This window comes from Pseudonocardia sp. NPDC049154 (assembly GCF_040648315.1).
Lineage (GTDB): Bacteria > Actinomycetota > Actinomycetes > Mycobacteriales > Pseudonocardiaceae > Pseudonocardia.
Genome location: NZ_JBEZDN010000015.1, coordinates 33055 through 47284, shown reverse-complemented (window position 1 = coordinate 47284; position 14230 = coordinate 33055). Strand labels below are relative to the sequence as shown.

Genomic DNA, 14230 nt, shown 5'->3' with positions numbered 1-14230 from the left:
CGCTCAGTGCATGTGCGGGTAGGTGTGGTCCGTGGGCGGGACGAGGGTCTCCTTGATCGCCCGGGGGCTGGTCCAGCGCTGGACGTTGAGCATCGAGCCGGCCTTGTCGTTGGTGCCCGAGCCGCGGCTGCCGCCGAAGGGCTGCCGGGAGACGATCGAGCCGGTGGGGCGGTCGTTGACGTAGAAGTTCCCCGCGGCGTGCCGGAGCACCCGGTGGGCGTCGTCGATCGCCGTGCGCTCGGTGGCGAAGACGGCGCCGGTGAGGGCGTAGGCGCTGGTCCGGTCCACGAGTTCCAGCGTCGGTAGCCAGTCCGCGTCGTCGTAGACGTGCAGCGCGAGCACGGGTCCGAAGTACTCGGTGGTGAAGGCCTCGTCGCCGGGGTCGGTGCCGACGAGCACGGTGGGGTCGACGAACCAGCCCTCGGCGTCGTCGCTGCCCCCGCCGACCAGGACGTCGAGCGACGCGGTGTTCTTCGCCCGGTCCAGCGCCGTGCGGACCCGGCCGAAGGCGCGGGCGTCGATCAGGGCGCCGCCGAAGTGGCGCAGGTCGGTGACGTCGCCGTAGGTGAGCGAGGCGGTGACCTCGGCGAGCTCCTCGCGCAGCGCCGGCCACAGCGAGCGCGGCACGTAGGCACGGGAGGCCGCGGAGCACTTCTGCCCCTGGTACTCGAACGCGCCGCGGACCAGCGCGGTCGTCAGCGGCGCCGGGTCGGCCGACGGGTGCACGACCACGAAGTCCTTGCCGCCGGTCTCGCCGACGATCCGCGGGTAGCTGCGGTAGCGGTCGAGGTTGTCGGCCAGGGTGCGCCACAGGGTCTTGAAGGTGGCGGTGGAGCCGGTGAAGTGCAGGCCGGCGAATCCGGGGTCGGTGAGCGCGACGCGGGAGACGGCCAGTCCGTCGCCGGTGACGAGGTTGATCACGCCGGGCGGCAGGCCGGCGGCCTCGAGCAGCCGCATCGTGTACTCGGCGGCGAGCTGCTGGGTGGGCGTGGGCTTCCAGACGACCGTGTTGCCCATCAGCGCGGGCACCGTCGGCAGGTTCCCGGCGATGGCGGTGAAGTTGAACGGGGTGATGGCCACGACGAACCCGTCGAGCGGACGGTGGTCCATCCGGTTCCACTCGCCGGGGACGCTGCGCGGCTGCTCGGCGAGGACCCGGCGGGCGTAGTGGACGTTGAACCGCAGGAAGTCGATCAGCTCGCAGGCGGCGTCGATCTCGGCCTGCTGCACGGACTTGGACTGGCCGAGCATCGTGGCCGCGTTGACCGTGTCCCGCCAGGGCCCGGCGAGCAGGTCGGCGGCCCGCAGCAGGACGGCGGCGCGCTCGTCGAAGGGCAGGGCCGCCCAGTCCGGGGCGGCGGCCTTCGCGGCGGCGACGGCCTCGGCCACGTCGGCGTCCGTGGCGTTGGCCGACACCCCGATCACCGAGCGGTGCCGGTGCGGCTCGACGACGTCGAACCGCTCGCCGGAGGCCATCCGGCGCTGTCCGGCGACGGTCATCGTCAGGTCGGGCCGCTGCCCGCGCAGCTCGGCGAGCCGGGCCTCGAGGGAGGCGCGTTCGGCCGTGCCGGGCGCGTAGGTGTGCACCGGCTCGTTCGCCGGCTCGGGGACGGTGGTGATCGCATCCATGATCGACTCCTCGGGAGAACGGGTCAGCGGGTGAGGAGGGCGCGGACCAGGAAGCCCAGGTTGGCGGGCCGTTCGGCGAGCCGCCGGGCGAAGTAGCCGTACCAGTCGGCGCCGTAGGGGACGTAGACGCGCATCCGGTGCCCGGCGGCCGCGAGCCGGTGCTGCTCGGGGACCCGGATGCCGTAGAGCATCTGGAACTCGAAGGTCCCGGGGTCGCGTCCGGACCCCTCGGCCAGGGCGATCAGGTGCGGGTCGTGCGTGGCGACCATCGGGTGGCCGGGCCCCGCCATGAGCACGCGCAGGCAGCGCTCGTACGACGCGTCGACCTCGGCCTTCGCGGTGAAGGCGACGGACGCGGGCTCGGCGTACGCGCCCTTGACCAGCCGGACCCGGGAGCCCTCGCGGGCGAGGTCGGCGCAGTCCGCCTCGGTGCGGCGCAGGGCCGCCTGGACGACGGCGCCCACCCACGGGTGCTCGGCCCGCAGCTTCGCGACCGTCTCCAGCGTGGTGTCGACGGTCGTGTGGTCCTCCATGTCGACCGTGACCGTGGTGCCGGCGCGGTCGGCGGCGGCGCAGATGGCGGCCGCGTTGTCGAGGGCGAGGGTGCCGGGCAGAGCCGCGCCCAGCGCCGAGAGCTTGACCGACACCTCGGCCCGGTCGGCGAGGCCGTGCGCGGCGAGCCCGTCGAGGGCGGCGACGTACGCGTCGCGGATCGCGGCGGCCCGGGCGGCGTCGGTGGTGTCCTCGCCGAGGTGGTCGAGGGTCACGAGCAGGCCCGCGGCGGTGAGGTCGGCGGTGGTGGCGAGGGCGGCGTGGAGCGTGTCGCCCGCGACGAAGCGGTCGACGACCCGGCGCGCGGCGGGCGCTCCGGTCACGAGGCGGCGCACCCACGGGCGGCGGCTGACGGCGAGGACGGACGCGCTGAACACGGCAGGTCTCCCTTCCGGCCACCGGCGCGGCGGGCAGGACCGACGGCGCCGGTGTGCAGTCACAGTAGGGAGTTCCCGTTCCCGGGCCCATGGACGGACGTCCGAGGATGTGCCCCGAATCCTCATACACTTGTCCGATGGAGCTGCAGGAGCTCGTCGACGAGGTCTCCCGCGTGCTGGGCGAGCCCGTTGTGCTCGAGGACCGGGACTTCAACCTGGTCTGCTACGGCGCGCACCCGGACGAGCTGGACCCGGTCCGGCAGCGCTCGATCCTGCACCGCCGCTCCGCGCCGGAGGTGCAGGACTGGTTCGAGCGGTTCGGCATCGCGACCAGCGAGCGGCCGGTGCGCACGCCGGCGGACCCGGGCTTCGGCGTCGTCGCGCGGGTGTGCCTGCCGGCGCGCTGGAACGGCGTGACCTACGGCTACGTCTGGGTGCTCGACGCCGCCGGCCGGCTCGCCGGGCCGGAGGCCGACGAGCGGCTCGACCGCGTGATGCGGCACGCCGCCCGCGCCGGGACGATCATGGCCGGCCAGGCGCGCACCCGGGAGCACCTCGCCGAACGGGCCCACGACCTGCTGGCCGGGGACCCGGCGACCGCCGAGATCGCGGCCGCCGAGATCGACCGGCTGGGCGCCCTGGCCCGCGACGTGCCGGTCCGCGCGATCGCCCTGCACCTCGCCGACGGCGGGCCGGTGCCTCCGCTCAACCTCTGGCGGCTGCCCCGGGCGGCCGTCGCGACCGCCGCCGACGATCCCGCCGACCCGACGGTGCTGCTGCTGACGCCGTCGGCCGACGCGGACCACCTCGCCGGGGCCGCGCGCCGGCTCTACGCCGACCGGCTCGACCGCGTCGACCCGGACCGGCTGGTGGCGGGCATCGGCGGCGAGCGGGCGGACCTCGTCGGACTGCGGGACAGCGTCCGCGAGGCACGGCTCGCCGCCCGGGTCGCGCACGAGGTGCCCCGGCTGCGCCCGGTGGCGCGGTGGGACGACCTGGGTCCCTACCGCCTGCTCGCCTGCGGGCCGCGGCCGGCGCTGCGCGAGGGCGCGATCGACCCCGCGGTGCGCCCGCTCTTCGAGCACCCGGTGCTCGCCGAGACCGCGACGACCTGGCTCGACCTGGCCGGCAACGTGCAGCGGACCGCGGAGGCGCTCGCCGTGCACCGGCAGACCCTCTACTACCGGCTGGGGCGGATCGCCCAGCTCACCGGTCTGGACCTGGCCGACGGCCGGGACCGGCTCACCCTCCACCTGGCCCTGACCTTCCGGCCGTTGGTCGGATGACATCCCCGTCACCACTGCCCTCAACCACCCCGCGCCCGCGCGCGGGGGGCGCCCGACGCCTAGCATCGCGAACGGATCGACGCAGCCCGAGCACCGTTCAGCCCACTGCGGTCGCGCAACGCACGAGGAGTCGCACGGTGAGGGTGGAGTGAGCGGGTCCCACGCGACCGGCGGGGACCGGACCGGCGTCGGATCGCCCCGTCGCGTCGAGGCCGTGCACGCCACGCGCCTGTTCGAGACCGGACCGGAGGAGGCCTTCGACCGCCTCACCCGGCTGGCGGCGATCATCCTCTGCACCCCCATGGTCGCCCTCACGGTGGTCGACGACGTGCGCTCCTTCCTCAAGGGCGCGCCGCACCCCGAGGCGATGACCGGTCCGGACGGGACGTACGAGTCCCCGGTCTTCGACGCCGCGTGCCACGTCGTGATCGACGCAGGCGAGGAGATCTACGCGCCGGACGTGTCACTGGAGCCGCGGCTGCGGGATCTGCCGCAGATCAAGGAGTTCGAGGCCGCGGCCTGGATCGGCGTGCCCATCCTCGATCCCGACGGCTACGTCGTCGGCAACTTCTGCGCCCTGGACCGGGTGGTCCGCGAGTGGACGGACGAGCAGCGCGAGGGCCTGCGCGGCCTGGCCCGCGCGGCGGGCGGCGAGATCGCGCTGCGCCGGGCGCTCGCCGAGACCGCCCGGGCGGCCGCGGAGGCCGAGCGGCACGCCGCCGAGGCCGCGGAGCTGGCTCGGACCCTGCAGGCCAGCCTGCTGCCGCTGCAGCCGCCCGCGCTCCCCGGTGTGACGATCGGTGCGTGCTTCGCGCCGGGCGGGACCGGCGTCGAGGTGATGGGGGACTTCTGGGACGTCGTGTCCGCCGCGGGCGGCTTCGGCCTCGTCGTCGGCGACGTCTGCGGCAAGGGTGCCGCGGCCGCCCGGACCACGGCCCTGGCCCGCTCCGCCGTGCGCACGGCGACGCTCAGCGAGCCCGCGGACGGCGACGGGACGGCCGTCCTGCGGACGGTCAACGAGGTGCTGCGCGGCTGGTTCGCGGACCCGCTGTTCGGTGGCCGCATCGGCTTCGTGTCGGCGACCTACGCCACGTTCCACCGACCCGCGGCGGGCGGGACCTGGCAGGTCGACGTCGCCGGGGCGGGCCACCCGCCGGGCCTCGTCCGGCGCGCCGCCGGCGGGGTGGAGCACCTGAGGGGCGGAGGCATGATCCTGGGCCTGATCGCCGGCGCGGCCGTCAGCACACAGCGGGTCGAGCTCGCCGCGGGGGACGACCTGGTGCTCTACACCGACGGCGTGACCGAGGCGCACCGGGTCGGCGACCCCGACCAGTTCGACGAGTCCGGGCTGGCCGCGGTGCTCGCCGGCCTGCCGCACGGCACCGGGCCGCAGGAGGCCGCGGAGGCGCTCGTCGGGGCCGCGCGCGCCCGGTCGGACGGCCGCTCGCCGGACGACGCGGGCGTGATCGTCGTCCGGATCGGGGACCCCGGCCTCACGAGGCGTTAGCGCCGAGGGTGAGGTGGACGAGTACCGGGTGAGCGACCGTGGGTGATGTGGAAGGGGGGCCGGGCCGGGTGACCGTTCCCGAGCACGACGACGCCTCGTCCGTGCTGCGCGCGGTCACGGCGGCGGCGGGCGGGACGGCCCACGTGCACCTGTTCGGGCGGCTCGCCCCCGAGACCGCACCCGACGCCGTCGCACACCTCGCGGGGCTCCTGCAGGGCTACGACCGGGTCGTCGTGGACCTCGACGAGCTGCGGGTCGAGCGGTTGAGCCTGCTCGCCGTGCTGGCCCGGGCCGCGCGCGACGCCGGCGGCTGGCCGGGCGCCCGGCTCGCCCTCGTGGCCCGGGACACCCAGCTCCGGCAGATGCTGCGCGCGGCCGGGGTGGCCGACCGGGTGGCCGTCGCGGACGGCCTCGACCTGGCGCTCGACCGGGCCGAACGCCGTCCCGCGGTCGTCGACGCGAGCTGGACCTTCCCGCCCGAGCCGGAGATGGTGGGCCGCGCGCGGCGGGAGGTCGTCCGGCGCCTGGCGGCCTGGGCCTTCCCGGGCGACCCCGAGGACGTCGCCCTCGTGGTGAACGAGCTGGCCGCGAACGCCGTGGAGCACGCGAAGACCACCTTCACGCTCACCCTGACGCTCGACCGGACCGGCTTGCGGATCGCCGTCGGCGACCGTTCACCGCTGCCGCCCGTCCTCCGGCCGCACGATCCCGGCGCCGCCCGCGGCCGGGGCCTCCAGCTCGTCGACTCGCTTGCCGAGGAGTGGGCCGTCGTCGACCGGGGCGAGGGCAAGGTCGTGTGGGCCCGCGTGGTCCCGGGCTGGAGCTGATCCGGGAATCCCGGGGCGCCCGCGGCGGTTGAACGGGGTTCATGCCCTTTGGACACAGCCAGTTCGTGCCCTTTGGACACAGCCATCGGCATGCGCGACACTGATCGCACCCGACCCGAACGGGATGAGGTGAGAAGGGGCCGCGAAGGCGCCCCCGTACCCGTGACAGAGCCCGAGCACGCCACGCGCGCGGCGGTCCTCGAGATCGACGCGCGGATCGACACCGCGCCGTATGCGGCCGTGGTGGCGGATGCTGCCGGAATCGTCCAGGCCCTCAACCGCGCCGCGCGCACGCTGCTGCCCGGCGTGCGCGTCGGCGAGACCCTCACCGCGACCGCCCCCGGCTGGCTGGCCGAGTCGCACGCGACCCTCGCCGGCGACCCCGACCCCGGCCCCCGGAGCGCCGCGCAGGGCTGGGTCGACCGGCGCAGCCTCGGGGGCCACCCCGTCCGGCACGACGACGGCACGGTCACCTGGTGGCTCGTCGACGACACCGACACCCGGCTGGCCCGCGAGGCGCTGCGCACCGAGCAGGCCCGCACGGCCTTCCTCACCGAGGTCTCGACCGCGCTGCTCGGGTCGCTGAACCTGCAGCGCTGCACGGAGACCACGGTCACGCTGGCGACCGAGAACCTCTGCGACGCCGCGATCGTCATGGCCCCCGCCGGGCGCGGCGGCCGGTACCCCACGGTCACCGCCGTCCGCGGCGGCGAGGTCGTGCACGACGTGCTCGACGTCGACGCCGAGGAGGTCCCCGGGCTGGCCGAGGCGCTGCAGGGCTTCCCGCCCGTGCCCTCGCGCTGGCTCGACCCGATGTCGGTCCCGGAGTGGCTGCGGCCGACCGGGTTCGGCGAGGTCGGCTCGGTCGTCGTCACCCCGCTTCCCGGGCACGGCGTGCCCGCCGGTGCGCTGATCCTCGTGCGCGGCGCCGGCGCCGCCGAGTTCAGCGAGGAGGAGGAGGTCGTCGCGCGGCTGTTCGCCACCCGCGCCGGCGTGGCCATGTCCGCGGCCCGGATGTACGACCAGCAGGCGTCGATCACCGAGACGCTGATGCGGGACCTGTTGCCGCCCGCGGTGCACCAGCTGTCCGGAGTGGAGTTCGCGGCCCGGTACCGCGCCTCGCAGGACGGCGACCGCGTCGGCGGGGACTTCTACGACGTGCACCCGGCGAGCGTGGAGGACGAGGAGTCCCTCGTCGTGCTCGGGGACGTCTGCGGCAAGGGCCTCGACGCCGCCGTCCTCACCGGGAAGATCCGCAGCACCCTGCACGCGCTGCTCCCGCTCGCCGACGACCACCTGCGGATGCTGCGCCTGCTCAACGGCGCGCTGCTGAACACCCACGACGCGCGGTTCGCCACGCTCGTGCTCGCCTCCGTCGCCCGGGACGGCGCCGGGGTGCGGCTGCGCCTGACCTGCGGCGGCCACCCGGCGCCGCTGGTCGTGCGGGCCGACGGGCGCGTCGAGGAGGCCCCCACGCGCGGCACCCTCATCGGCGCGATGCCCGACGTCAGGGCGACCACGGCCGAGCTGACGCTCGGCCCGGGCGAGACGTGCCTGATGTACACCGACGGCATCACCGAGGCGAAGGGCGGTCCCTTCGGCGACGAGCTGTTCGGCGAGCAGCGCCTGCACCGGGTGCTTGGCGAGTGCGCCGGGATGCCGGCCGAGGCCGTCGTCGAGCGGGTGCAGATGCTGGCGTCGCAGTGGCTGGGCCGCGGCGCGCACGACGACATGGCCGTACTGGCGATCACGGCTCCCCGCGGGCAGCACCTCACAGCGGTCGGGGGGCACGGACGAGGCAGGTACACCGCATGACCGATCCGACGACCCGAACCCCGACCGGGCCCGAGGAGTCCCTCCGCACCTACGCCGACGCCTTGTGGTCCGCCGCCATCGCGGGCGACGAGTACGCGGCCACCGACGCCGTGCTCGGCGCGCTCGACGCCGGCGTCGACCCCGAGGCCGTGCTCCTCGACGTCGTGGGGGCCGTGCAGCGCAAGGTCGGCCGCGAGTGGGCGGCCAACCGGATCACCGTGGCGCAGGAGCACACCGCCACCGCCATCGACGAGCGCGTGGTCGGCGCGATCGGCCACCGGGTGCGCACCGAGCCGCACCGCGGCCGGATCGCCGTGGCCTGCGTCGACGGCGAGTGGCACGCCCTGCCGGCCCGGCTGCTCGCCGAGGTGCTGCGGCTGCGCGGGTTCCGGGTCGACTACCTCGGTGCCCAGGTGCCCGCGCCGCACCTGGTGGAGCACCTGCACCGGACCGCCCCCGAGGCCGTCGCCATCTCGGGCTCGATCGCGACCCGGCTGCCCACCGCGCACGCCACCATCACCGCCTGCCGCGCCACCGGCGTCCCCGTGATCGCCGGCGGCGCCGCCTTCGGCCCGGACGGCCGCTACGCCCGGCTCCTCGGGGCCGAGGCCTGGGCGCCCGACGCCCGCGCCGCGGCGGCCCGGCTCGCCGAGGGCCCGCTGCCGCGGCCGCAGAACGGCACACAGGCCATCGACGACCTGCCGCACCTCGCGGACCAGGAGTACACGATGGTCACGCGGACCGCGCCGCAGCTGGTCAAGGCGATGTACACCGGCCTGGAGCAGAAGCTGCCGGTGATGGCGCGCTACACCGACCAGCAGCGCCAGCACACCGCCGAGGACCTCGACCACATCGTGCAGTTCCTGGCGACCTCGCTCTACACCGGCGACGACGAGCTGTTCGGCCACTTCCTCCGCTGGACCGCGGACATCCTGCAGGCCCGGTCGGTGCCGCCGGGCTTCCTGGTCCCCGCGCTCGAACTGCTCGAGGAGGAGCTGCGGGACTTCCCGCGGGCCACGGCCCTGCTGGAGGGCGCCCGGGCGCAGCTCGCGGCCTCCCTCGTGGGCACGAAGGAGTCGGCGTGACGGCGGGGCAGCGACTGACCTGCAGCTGGGCGGTCGCCGGGCGGGGCACGGGCCGGCTCACGATCGTCGGCGACCTCGACTACGACCACGCCGACGAGATCAACCGCGTCCTGGTCGAGGGCCTCGCGGCGCACCCGGGCCTGCGCGAGGTGCACCTGGACTGCGCCGAGGTCGCCTTCTGCGACTCCTACGGCCTCGCCGCGCTGCTCATGGCGCACCGGCACATCCGGGGCGTGGGTGCGCGTCTGCACCTGGACAACATGCAGCCCGGCCTCGCCCGCCTGCTCGAGCTCACCCGCACGCTGGAGTACCTCACCGCCGAGGACACCCCCTCCCGGGCGGAGAAGTTCGACACCTGACCCCCGGTCAGACCGGGTCGGCCGGCACCTCGACCGTCACGACGGTGCCGGAGGAGGGGCCCGGGCCGATCGTCAGGCGTCCGCCCGCGGCCTCGATCCGCACCGCGTGGGATGCCAGGCCGATGTGACCGCCGCCGGGACCGGCGGCGCCCGGCCCGATCCCCACGCCGTCGTCGGCGACGACCATGCGGGCGCGGCCGCCGAGGAAGGTCAGCGTGACGTCCGCGGTGCGGGCCCGGGCGTGCTCGGCGACGTTGGCCAGCAGTTCGCGGGCGGTCCGGTGGAGCAGGGGATCGGCGGTCGTGCGCAGGTCGGCCGGCCAGCCGTCGGCGCGGACGTCGGCGACGAACCCGCCCCGCGCGGCCGCGGTCGCCGCCAGCTCCCGCACCGCCGCCGGCAGGCCGGCTTTCGCCAGCACCGCGGGGTGCAGCTCGGCGACCGTGGAGCGCAGCAGCCGGGAGGTCTCGGTGAGCGCCCGGTCGAGCCGCTCGAACGCCTCGGGGTCGCCGGAGTCCCGGGCGTCGTCGAGGTCCATCCGCGCGGCGAGGACGTACTGCAGGGCGCCGTCGTGCAGGTGCTCGGAGAGCGAGCTGCGTTCGCGCTGCTCGAGGTCGCCGAGCTCGCCGAGCAGCTCGCCGCGGGTCTGCACGAGCCGCCCGATCTGCGCGACCCGGGAGCGCTGGATCCGGGAGAGCCCGACGCAGCCCGCGGCCACCCCGGCCACGATCGCCGTGCGCAGCAGCAGCGAGCTCCACGGCTCCAGGTTCGCCCCCATCGTCGCGATCCCGGCGACGAGGTAGACGACGACCGTCGGGATCACGACCGCCGCGCACACGCGCGGGCGGAGCTGGGTCGCGGCCAGCACCGGGAGCAGGAGGAACCCCGTCGTCACGACGTCGGAGGTCCAGCTCTCCGGGGTCGAGACCCCCGTGAGCAGGGTGAGCACCGCGAGCACGACGAGGTCGCCCAGCAGCGCGACCCACGCGAGCCGGACCGGGCGATCGCCGCCGCGGCGCACCCAGACGGCGATCGCGAGCGCGAACAGCGCGTAGCAGGCGGCGATCACCGCGCAGGTGACGAGGTCGTGAGCCGGCGGCACGAACGCCACCGTCAGGGCCACGAACGCGACCAGCACCCAGCGCAGGGCGACCTGCAGCCGGACCCCGCGGCGGGCGTGCTCGACGGCCACCGCCAGCACCGCAGGCCCTCCGGGCGGGACGGGTGCGCCGGTCGGAGTGCTCATCCATCCACCCTTCGGTCGTGGTCCCCGCATCCTGATCCTCCCTATGCTTCACCCGTGACCGCCGGCCGAGGGGGCGACGCGCGCATCCGCGTGCTGGTCGCCGACGACCACCCGTTCTTCCGCGACGGCGTGGCGCGCGGACTCGTGCAGAGCGGCCGGATCGAGGTGGTCGGCGAGGCCGGCGACGGCCGCGCCGCGCTCGAGGCGATCCGGGCCGAGTCCCCGGCCGTCGCGCTGGTCGACTACGAGATGCCCGACATCGACGGCCTCGGGGTGGTCCGCGCCGTCGTCCGGGACGGGCTGCCGACGCGGATCCTGCTGCTCTCCGCCCACACCGAGAGCGCCGTGGTGTACCAGGCGCTGCAGGAGGGGGCGGCCGGCTACCTGGCCAAGGACGCCCGCCGCGCGGAGATCGTGCAGGCGGTGCTCGACGTCGCCCACGGCCGCACCGTCGTGCCGCCCGAGCTGGCGGCCGGGCTGGCCGGCGAGATCCGGATGCGGGCCGCGTCGGACGGGCCGGTGCTGAGCGAGCGGGAGCGCGAGGTGCTGTCGGCCTTCGCCCGCGGGCTGTCGATCCCGCAGGTCGCGAAGGAGCTGGTCATCGGGGTCAGCACGGTCAAGACCCACACCCAGCGGCTCTACGAGAAGCTCGGCGTGTCCGACCGCGCGGCCGCGGTGGCGGTCGCGATGCGGCGGGGGCTGGTGGAGTAGGCGCCGGTGGAGCAGGTGCCGCCGTTCCGGGAACGGCGGCGGGCCCGCGCCGGGGTGCGCAGGCCGTCGGCCGATCGTCGTGGCCTCACATGCCCGGCATCCCTCCCATCTGGCTGCCCCCGTTCATCTGGCTGCCCCCGTTCATCTGGCTGTTGCCGTTCATCTGGCTGTTCCCGGTCGCCAGCATCTTCGTGAGCGCGGCCTGGGTGGCGGCGTTCATCTGGCCGGTCTGCGGGAGGCCGGCGTCGCGCTGCAGGTAGGTGATCGCCTGCGTGGTCTGGGTGTTCATCAGGCCGGTGACGGGCCCCTCGTAGTAGTTCAACTGGCCGAGCTCCTTCTGCAGGGTCTCGATCGCGGCCGAGGGCGTCGGCGGCGCGGGCGGGGTGGGGTGCCCGCCGCTCGACGAGCCGCCGTTCGCGCTCGTGCCGCCGGTGCCTGCGGTGGCGCCTGTCCCGGTCACGGGGTGGGCCGGCATCGGTGCGTGGCGCGCCGGCGCGGTGGCGGCGACCCCGGGGTCGGCCGGGATCGGAGCGGCGTCGTGGCCGTAGCCGAGCCCGTAGACCAGACCGGCCGCAATGCCCGCGGCCACCACCAGGGCGCCGACGGTCAACCCGATGCGGCGCCAGGTCTCCTTCCGGCCGGGCACGTCGGCCGCGTCGTCGGGCCCGAGATAGGCGCCGTGGGCGCGGGACCAGTCGTAGAGGGCGGGGGAGTAGGGGGCGTCGGCGAACGGGTCGTCGGCGGGCGCGTCGGTGCGACGGGGCCCGGACGCGGGGGCCCCGGCGGTGCGGTCGACCCCGGCGCGGCCGGACGCCTGCGGGGCGCCGTCGCCGTCGCGCGGGTCCTGCGGGGCGGGGGTGCTGATCGTGTCGGTGGTGCTCATCGGATTCTCCTTACGAGGTGGTCCGGGGCGTTCGCTCCGTCGAGGAGAACCCTCCTGCGGATCCGGCCCCGCCACCGTCGGTCCGCCGGCCGATCTCCCGGCCGACCGCGCTGTCGGGCGATCGGGGGACAGCCCGGCGCGCGGTGATCATCAGGAGCTGAGGGCTCCCGGGGCCGCTCCGCAGAGCCGTCAGCTCCTTCTCGACGGCCGAGCGCCCGGGGAAGGTCACGGGACGGTCACGATCGAGGGCGGGTGCAATCCCGCTCGCCCATCCTTCCGTAGCACCGGAGCCGGGAGAGCCCGGCCGACGAGAGGAGCACCATGACCCGCTCGCACGCCGCGTCCGCCGTCTCACCGGCGGTCGTGACCCTGCTGCGCGTCCTGGCCGCGCTGTCCGTGTTGATGATCGTCGTGCAGGGGGTGTCGGCCGGCGAGATCCTGTCCCGCAGCGCGACCGCCGCGGCGCTGCACTCCGGCGGCGCGATCGTGGTGCACGTGCTCACCGGGCTGACCGCGATCGCCGCGTTCCTCGTCGTCCGCGCGACGGGTGGCCCGTGGTGGCCGCCGATCCTCGCCGCGGTCCTGTTCGTGGTGACCTTCCTGCAGGCCGCCCTGGGCAGCGGCGGGGTGATGGCGGTGCACGTGCCCCTCGCGATGATCTGCCTGGTGGGGGCGGTGTGGCTGCTGGCCTGGTCCTTCGCCGCCGGCCGGACCCGGGCCTGAGCGCCGGCGCCGGAGGGCGCGGGATGGCGTGGCGGGCCAGGCCGGTCGACGGGTTCCCCGACGACCTGCTGCTCGCCGGCCTGGCGTCGGGGGACGCCGAGCTGTCGGTCGCCTTCGTGCGGCGCTTCCAGAGCCGGGTCTTCGGCGTCGCGATGGCGGTGCTGGGCGACCCGCGCCAGGCCGAGGACGTCGCGCAGCAGGCCTTCGAGCGCGCCTGGCGGCACGCCGCGGTGTTCGACCCGCGCCGCGGCTCGGTGACCACCTGGCTGACCGCGATCACCCACCACCTGGCGATCGACGCCGTACGCGCCCGTCGCGCCGCACCCGTCGACCCGATGGCCCTCGAGGAGGTCCTCGGCGCGGGCCCGGACGGCCCGGAGCGCGCGACCCTCGCGGCCGAGTCCGCCGCGGAGCTGCGGGCGGCGATCCGCGGGCTGCCCGCCGAGCAGGGGCGCGCCCTGGTGCTCGCCGCGTTCCGCGGGCTGACGGCCCGGGAGGTCGCCGAGAGCGAGGGCATCCCGGTGGGCACGGCCAAGACCCGGATCCGCACGGCCATGCTGCGGCTGGCCGCGGTCCTCGAGCCCAAGCGGGGCCCGTCGTGACCGGCCCGGAGTGCACCCGCTGCCGCGAGTTCGCGCCGGAGCTCGCGCTCGGCCTGCTCGGCGGGCACGAGCGCGCGGAGGCGCTCGCCCACCTGGAGCGCTGCCCGGCGTGCCGCGACGAGGTGACCCGGCTCGCCGGCGTGCACGACCGGTTGCGCGCGCTCGTCCCGCCGGTCGAGCCGCCGGCCGGGTTCGAGGAGCGGGTGCTCCGCCGGGTCGGCCCGGTCCGGCCCCGACGCCGGCTGCCCGGCTGGGGCCGGGTCGCCGCGGCCGCCGCCCTGGTCGGGGCCGCGTTCGCGGGCGGCTGGCTCGCCGGCACGACGACGGTCGCGCCCGCGGCGCCCGCGGTCGCCGCCCCGTTGCTGGCCGGGGACCGGCACGTCGGCGACGTCCTCGTGAGCCGCGCCCGGCCCGACTTCCTGTCGGTCTACCTGGACGTGTCCGCGCCGGGACCGCTGCGGTGCGACCTCCTCCGGCAGGACGGCACGGTGGCCGCCTCCACCGTCTACGACGCCTCGGGCGGCACGGAGTGGTGGGGCGTGGAACGCCCGGCCGACGCCGTCGCGAGCGTCCGGATCGCCGACGCGGCGGGCGGGGTGGTCGCGTCGGGTGAGGTGCCGCGGCCCTAGGG

Annotated in this window: 14 protein-coding genes; 10 read left to right on the top strand and 4 right to left on the bottom strand. The window is 76.0% G+C overall.

Translation table 11 applies throughout. The features are described 5' to 3' along the window. Positions 1-3 precede the first annotated feature (3 nt). Positions 4-1629: an L-glutamate gamma-semialdehyde dehydrogenase gene (pruA, locus tag AB0B41_RS11020; protein WP_358201514.1), complete on the bottom strand. Its 1626-nt coding sequence runs from the start codon at positions 1627-1629 to the stop codon at positions 4-6. Between the two features lie 23 nt (positions 1630-1652). Continuing rightward, complete coding sequence (locus AB0B41_RS11015; protein WP_358201512.1) at positions 1653-2558, bottom strand: proline dehydrogenase family protein; 906 nt, start codon at positions 2556-2558, stop codon at positions 1653-1655. Between the two features lie 137 nt (positions 2559-2695). Between AB0B41_RS11015 and AB0B41_RS11010 the strand changes: the two genes are divergently transcribed. The 6 genes from AB0B41_RS11010 to AB0B41_RS10985 all read left to right on the top strand — a co-directional run bounded on the left by AB0B41_RS11010 (position 2696) and on the right by AB0B41_RS10985 (position 9437). Further along, positions 2696-3844 (top strand): helix-turn-helix domain-containing protein, encoded by a 1149-nt coding sequence (locus AB0B41_RS11010; RefSeq protein WP_358201510.1) that lies wholly within the window; start codon positions 2696-2698, stop codon positions 3842-3844. A 148-nt stretch (positions 3845-3992) separates the two neighbouring features. Next, a complete protein-coding gene (locus tag AB0B41_RS11005) occupies positions 3993-5351 on the top strand; it encodes a GAF domain-containing SpoIIE family protein phosphatase (RefSeq protein ID WP_358201507.1) in 1359 nt (452 codons plus the stop codon). A 68-nt stretch (positions 5352-5419) separates the two neighbouring features. Then, positions 5420-6178, top strand: a complete 759-nt coding sequence (locus AB0B41_RS11000) for an ATP-binding protein (RefSeq protein WP_358201505.1) — start codon at positions 5420-5422, stop codon at positions 6176-6178. Positions 6179-6340: 162 nt separating this feature from the next. Next, positions 6341-7993 carry a SpoIIE family protein phosphatase gene (locus AB0B41_RS10995; protein ID WP_358201503.1) on the top strand — a complete coding sequence of 551 codons (1653 nt, stop codon included), beginning with the start codon at positions 6341-6343 and terminating at the stop codon, positions 7991-7993. Continuing rightward, entirely contained in the window at positions 7990-9078 is a 1089-nt protein-coding gene (locus AB0B41_RS10990) for a cobalamin-dependent protein (RefSeq protein WP_358201501.1), read from the top strand. Before AB0B41_RS10995 ends, AB0B41_RS10990 begins: the two co-directional genes overlap by 4 nt. After that, a complete protein-coding gene (locus AB0B41_RS10985) occupies positions 9075-9437 on the top strand; it encodes an STAS domain-containing protein (RefSeq protein ID WP_358201499.1) in 363 nt (120 codons plus the stop codon). Before AB0B41_RS10990 ends, AB0B41_RS10985 begins: the two co-directional genes overlap by 4 nt. 7 nt (positions 9438-9444) lie before the next feature. Here AB0B41_RS10985 and AB0B41_RS10980 read toward each other — a convergent pair whose 3' ends face one another. After that, positions 9445-10680 carry an ATP-binding protein gene (locus AB0B41_RS10980; protein WP_358201496.1) on the bottom strand — a complete coding sequence of 412 codons (1236 nt, stop codon included), beginning with the start codon at positions 10678-10680 and terminating at the stop codon, positions 9445-9447. Positions 10681-10734: 54 nt separating this feature from the next. Here AB0B41_RS10980 and AB0B41_RS10975 point away from each other — a divergent pair, with 54 nt between their 5' ends. Continuing rightward, on the top strand, positions 10735-11391 hold the full coding sequence (locus AB0B41_RS10975; RefSeq protein ID WP_358201494.1) for a response regulator transcription factor: 657 nt from the start codon (positions 10735-10737) through the stop codon (positions 11389-11391). A gap of 85 nt (positions 11392-11476) precedes the next feature. Here the strand turns inward: AB0B41_RS10975 and AB0B41_RS10970 are convergent, their stop codons facing one another. Then, positions 11477-12274, bottom strand: coding sequence for a peptidoglycan-binding domain-containing protein (locus AB0B41_RS10970; RefSeq protein ID WP_358201492.1), 798 nt, complete (start codon positions 12272-12274; stop codon positions 11477-11479). A gap of 321 nt (positions 12275-12595) precedes the next feature. On the opposite strand from AB0B41_RS10970, the gene AB0B41_RS10965 reads away from it, so the two are divergent. From AB0B41_RS10965 to AB0B41_RS10955, 3 genes are read left to right on the top strand one after another with little or no spacing between them, the layout of a single operon-like run. Continuing rightward, positions 12596-12997 carry a hypothetical protein gene (locus AB0B41_RS10965; protein ID WP_358201489.1) on the top strand — a complete coding sequence of 134 codons (402 nt, stop codon included), beginning with the start codon at positions 12596-12598 and terminating at the stop codon, positions 12995-12997. A 23-nt stretch (positions 12998-13020) separates the two neighbouring features. Then, positions 13021-13599 carry a sigma-70 family RNA polymerase sigma factor gene (locus tag AB0B41_RS10960; protein WP_358201487.1) on the top strand — a complete coding sequence of 193 codons (579 nt, stop codon included), beginning with the start codon at positions 13021-13023 and terminating at the stop codon, positions 13597-13599. After that, the gene (locus AB0B41_RS10955; protein WP_358201485.1) at positions 13596-14228 is read left to right on the top strand and encodes a hypothetical protein; all 633 of its coding nucleotides are present in this window, start codon (positions 13596-13598) and stop codon (positions 14226-14228) included. The genes AB0B41_RS10960 and AB0B41_RS10955 overlap by 4 nt, the downstream gene beginning before the upstream one ends. The last annotated feature ends 2 nt before the right edge of the window (positions 14229-14230 follow it).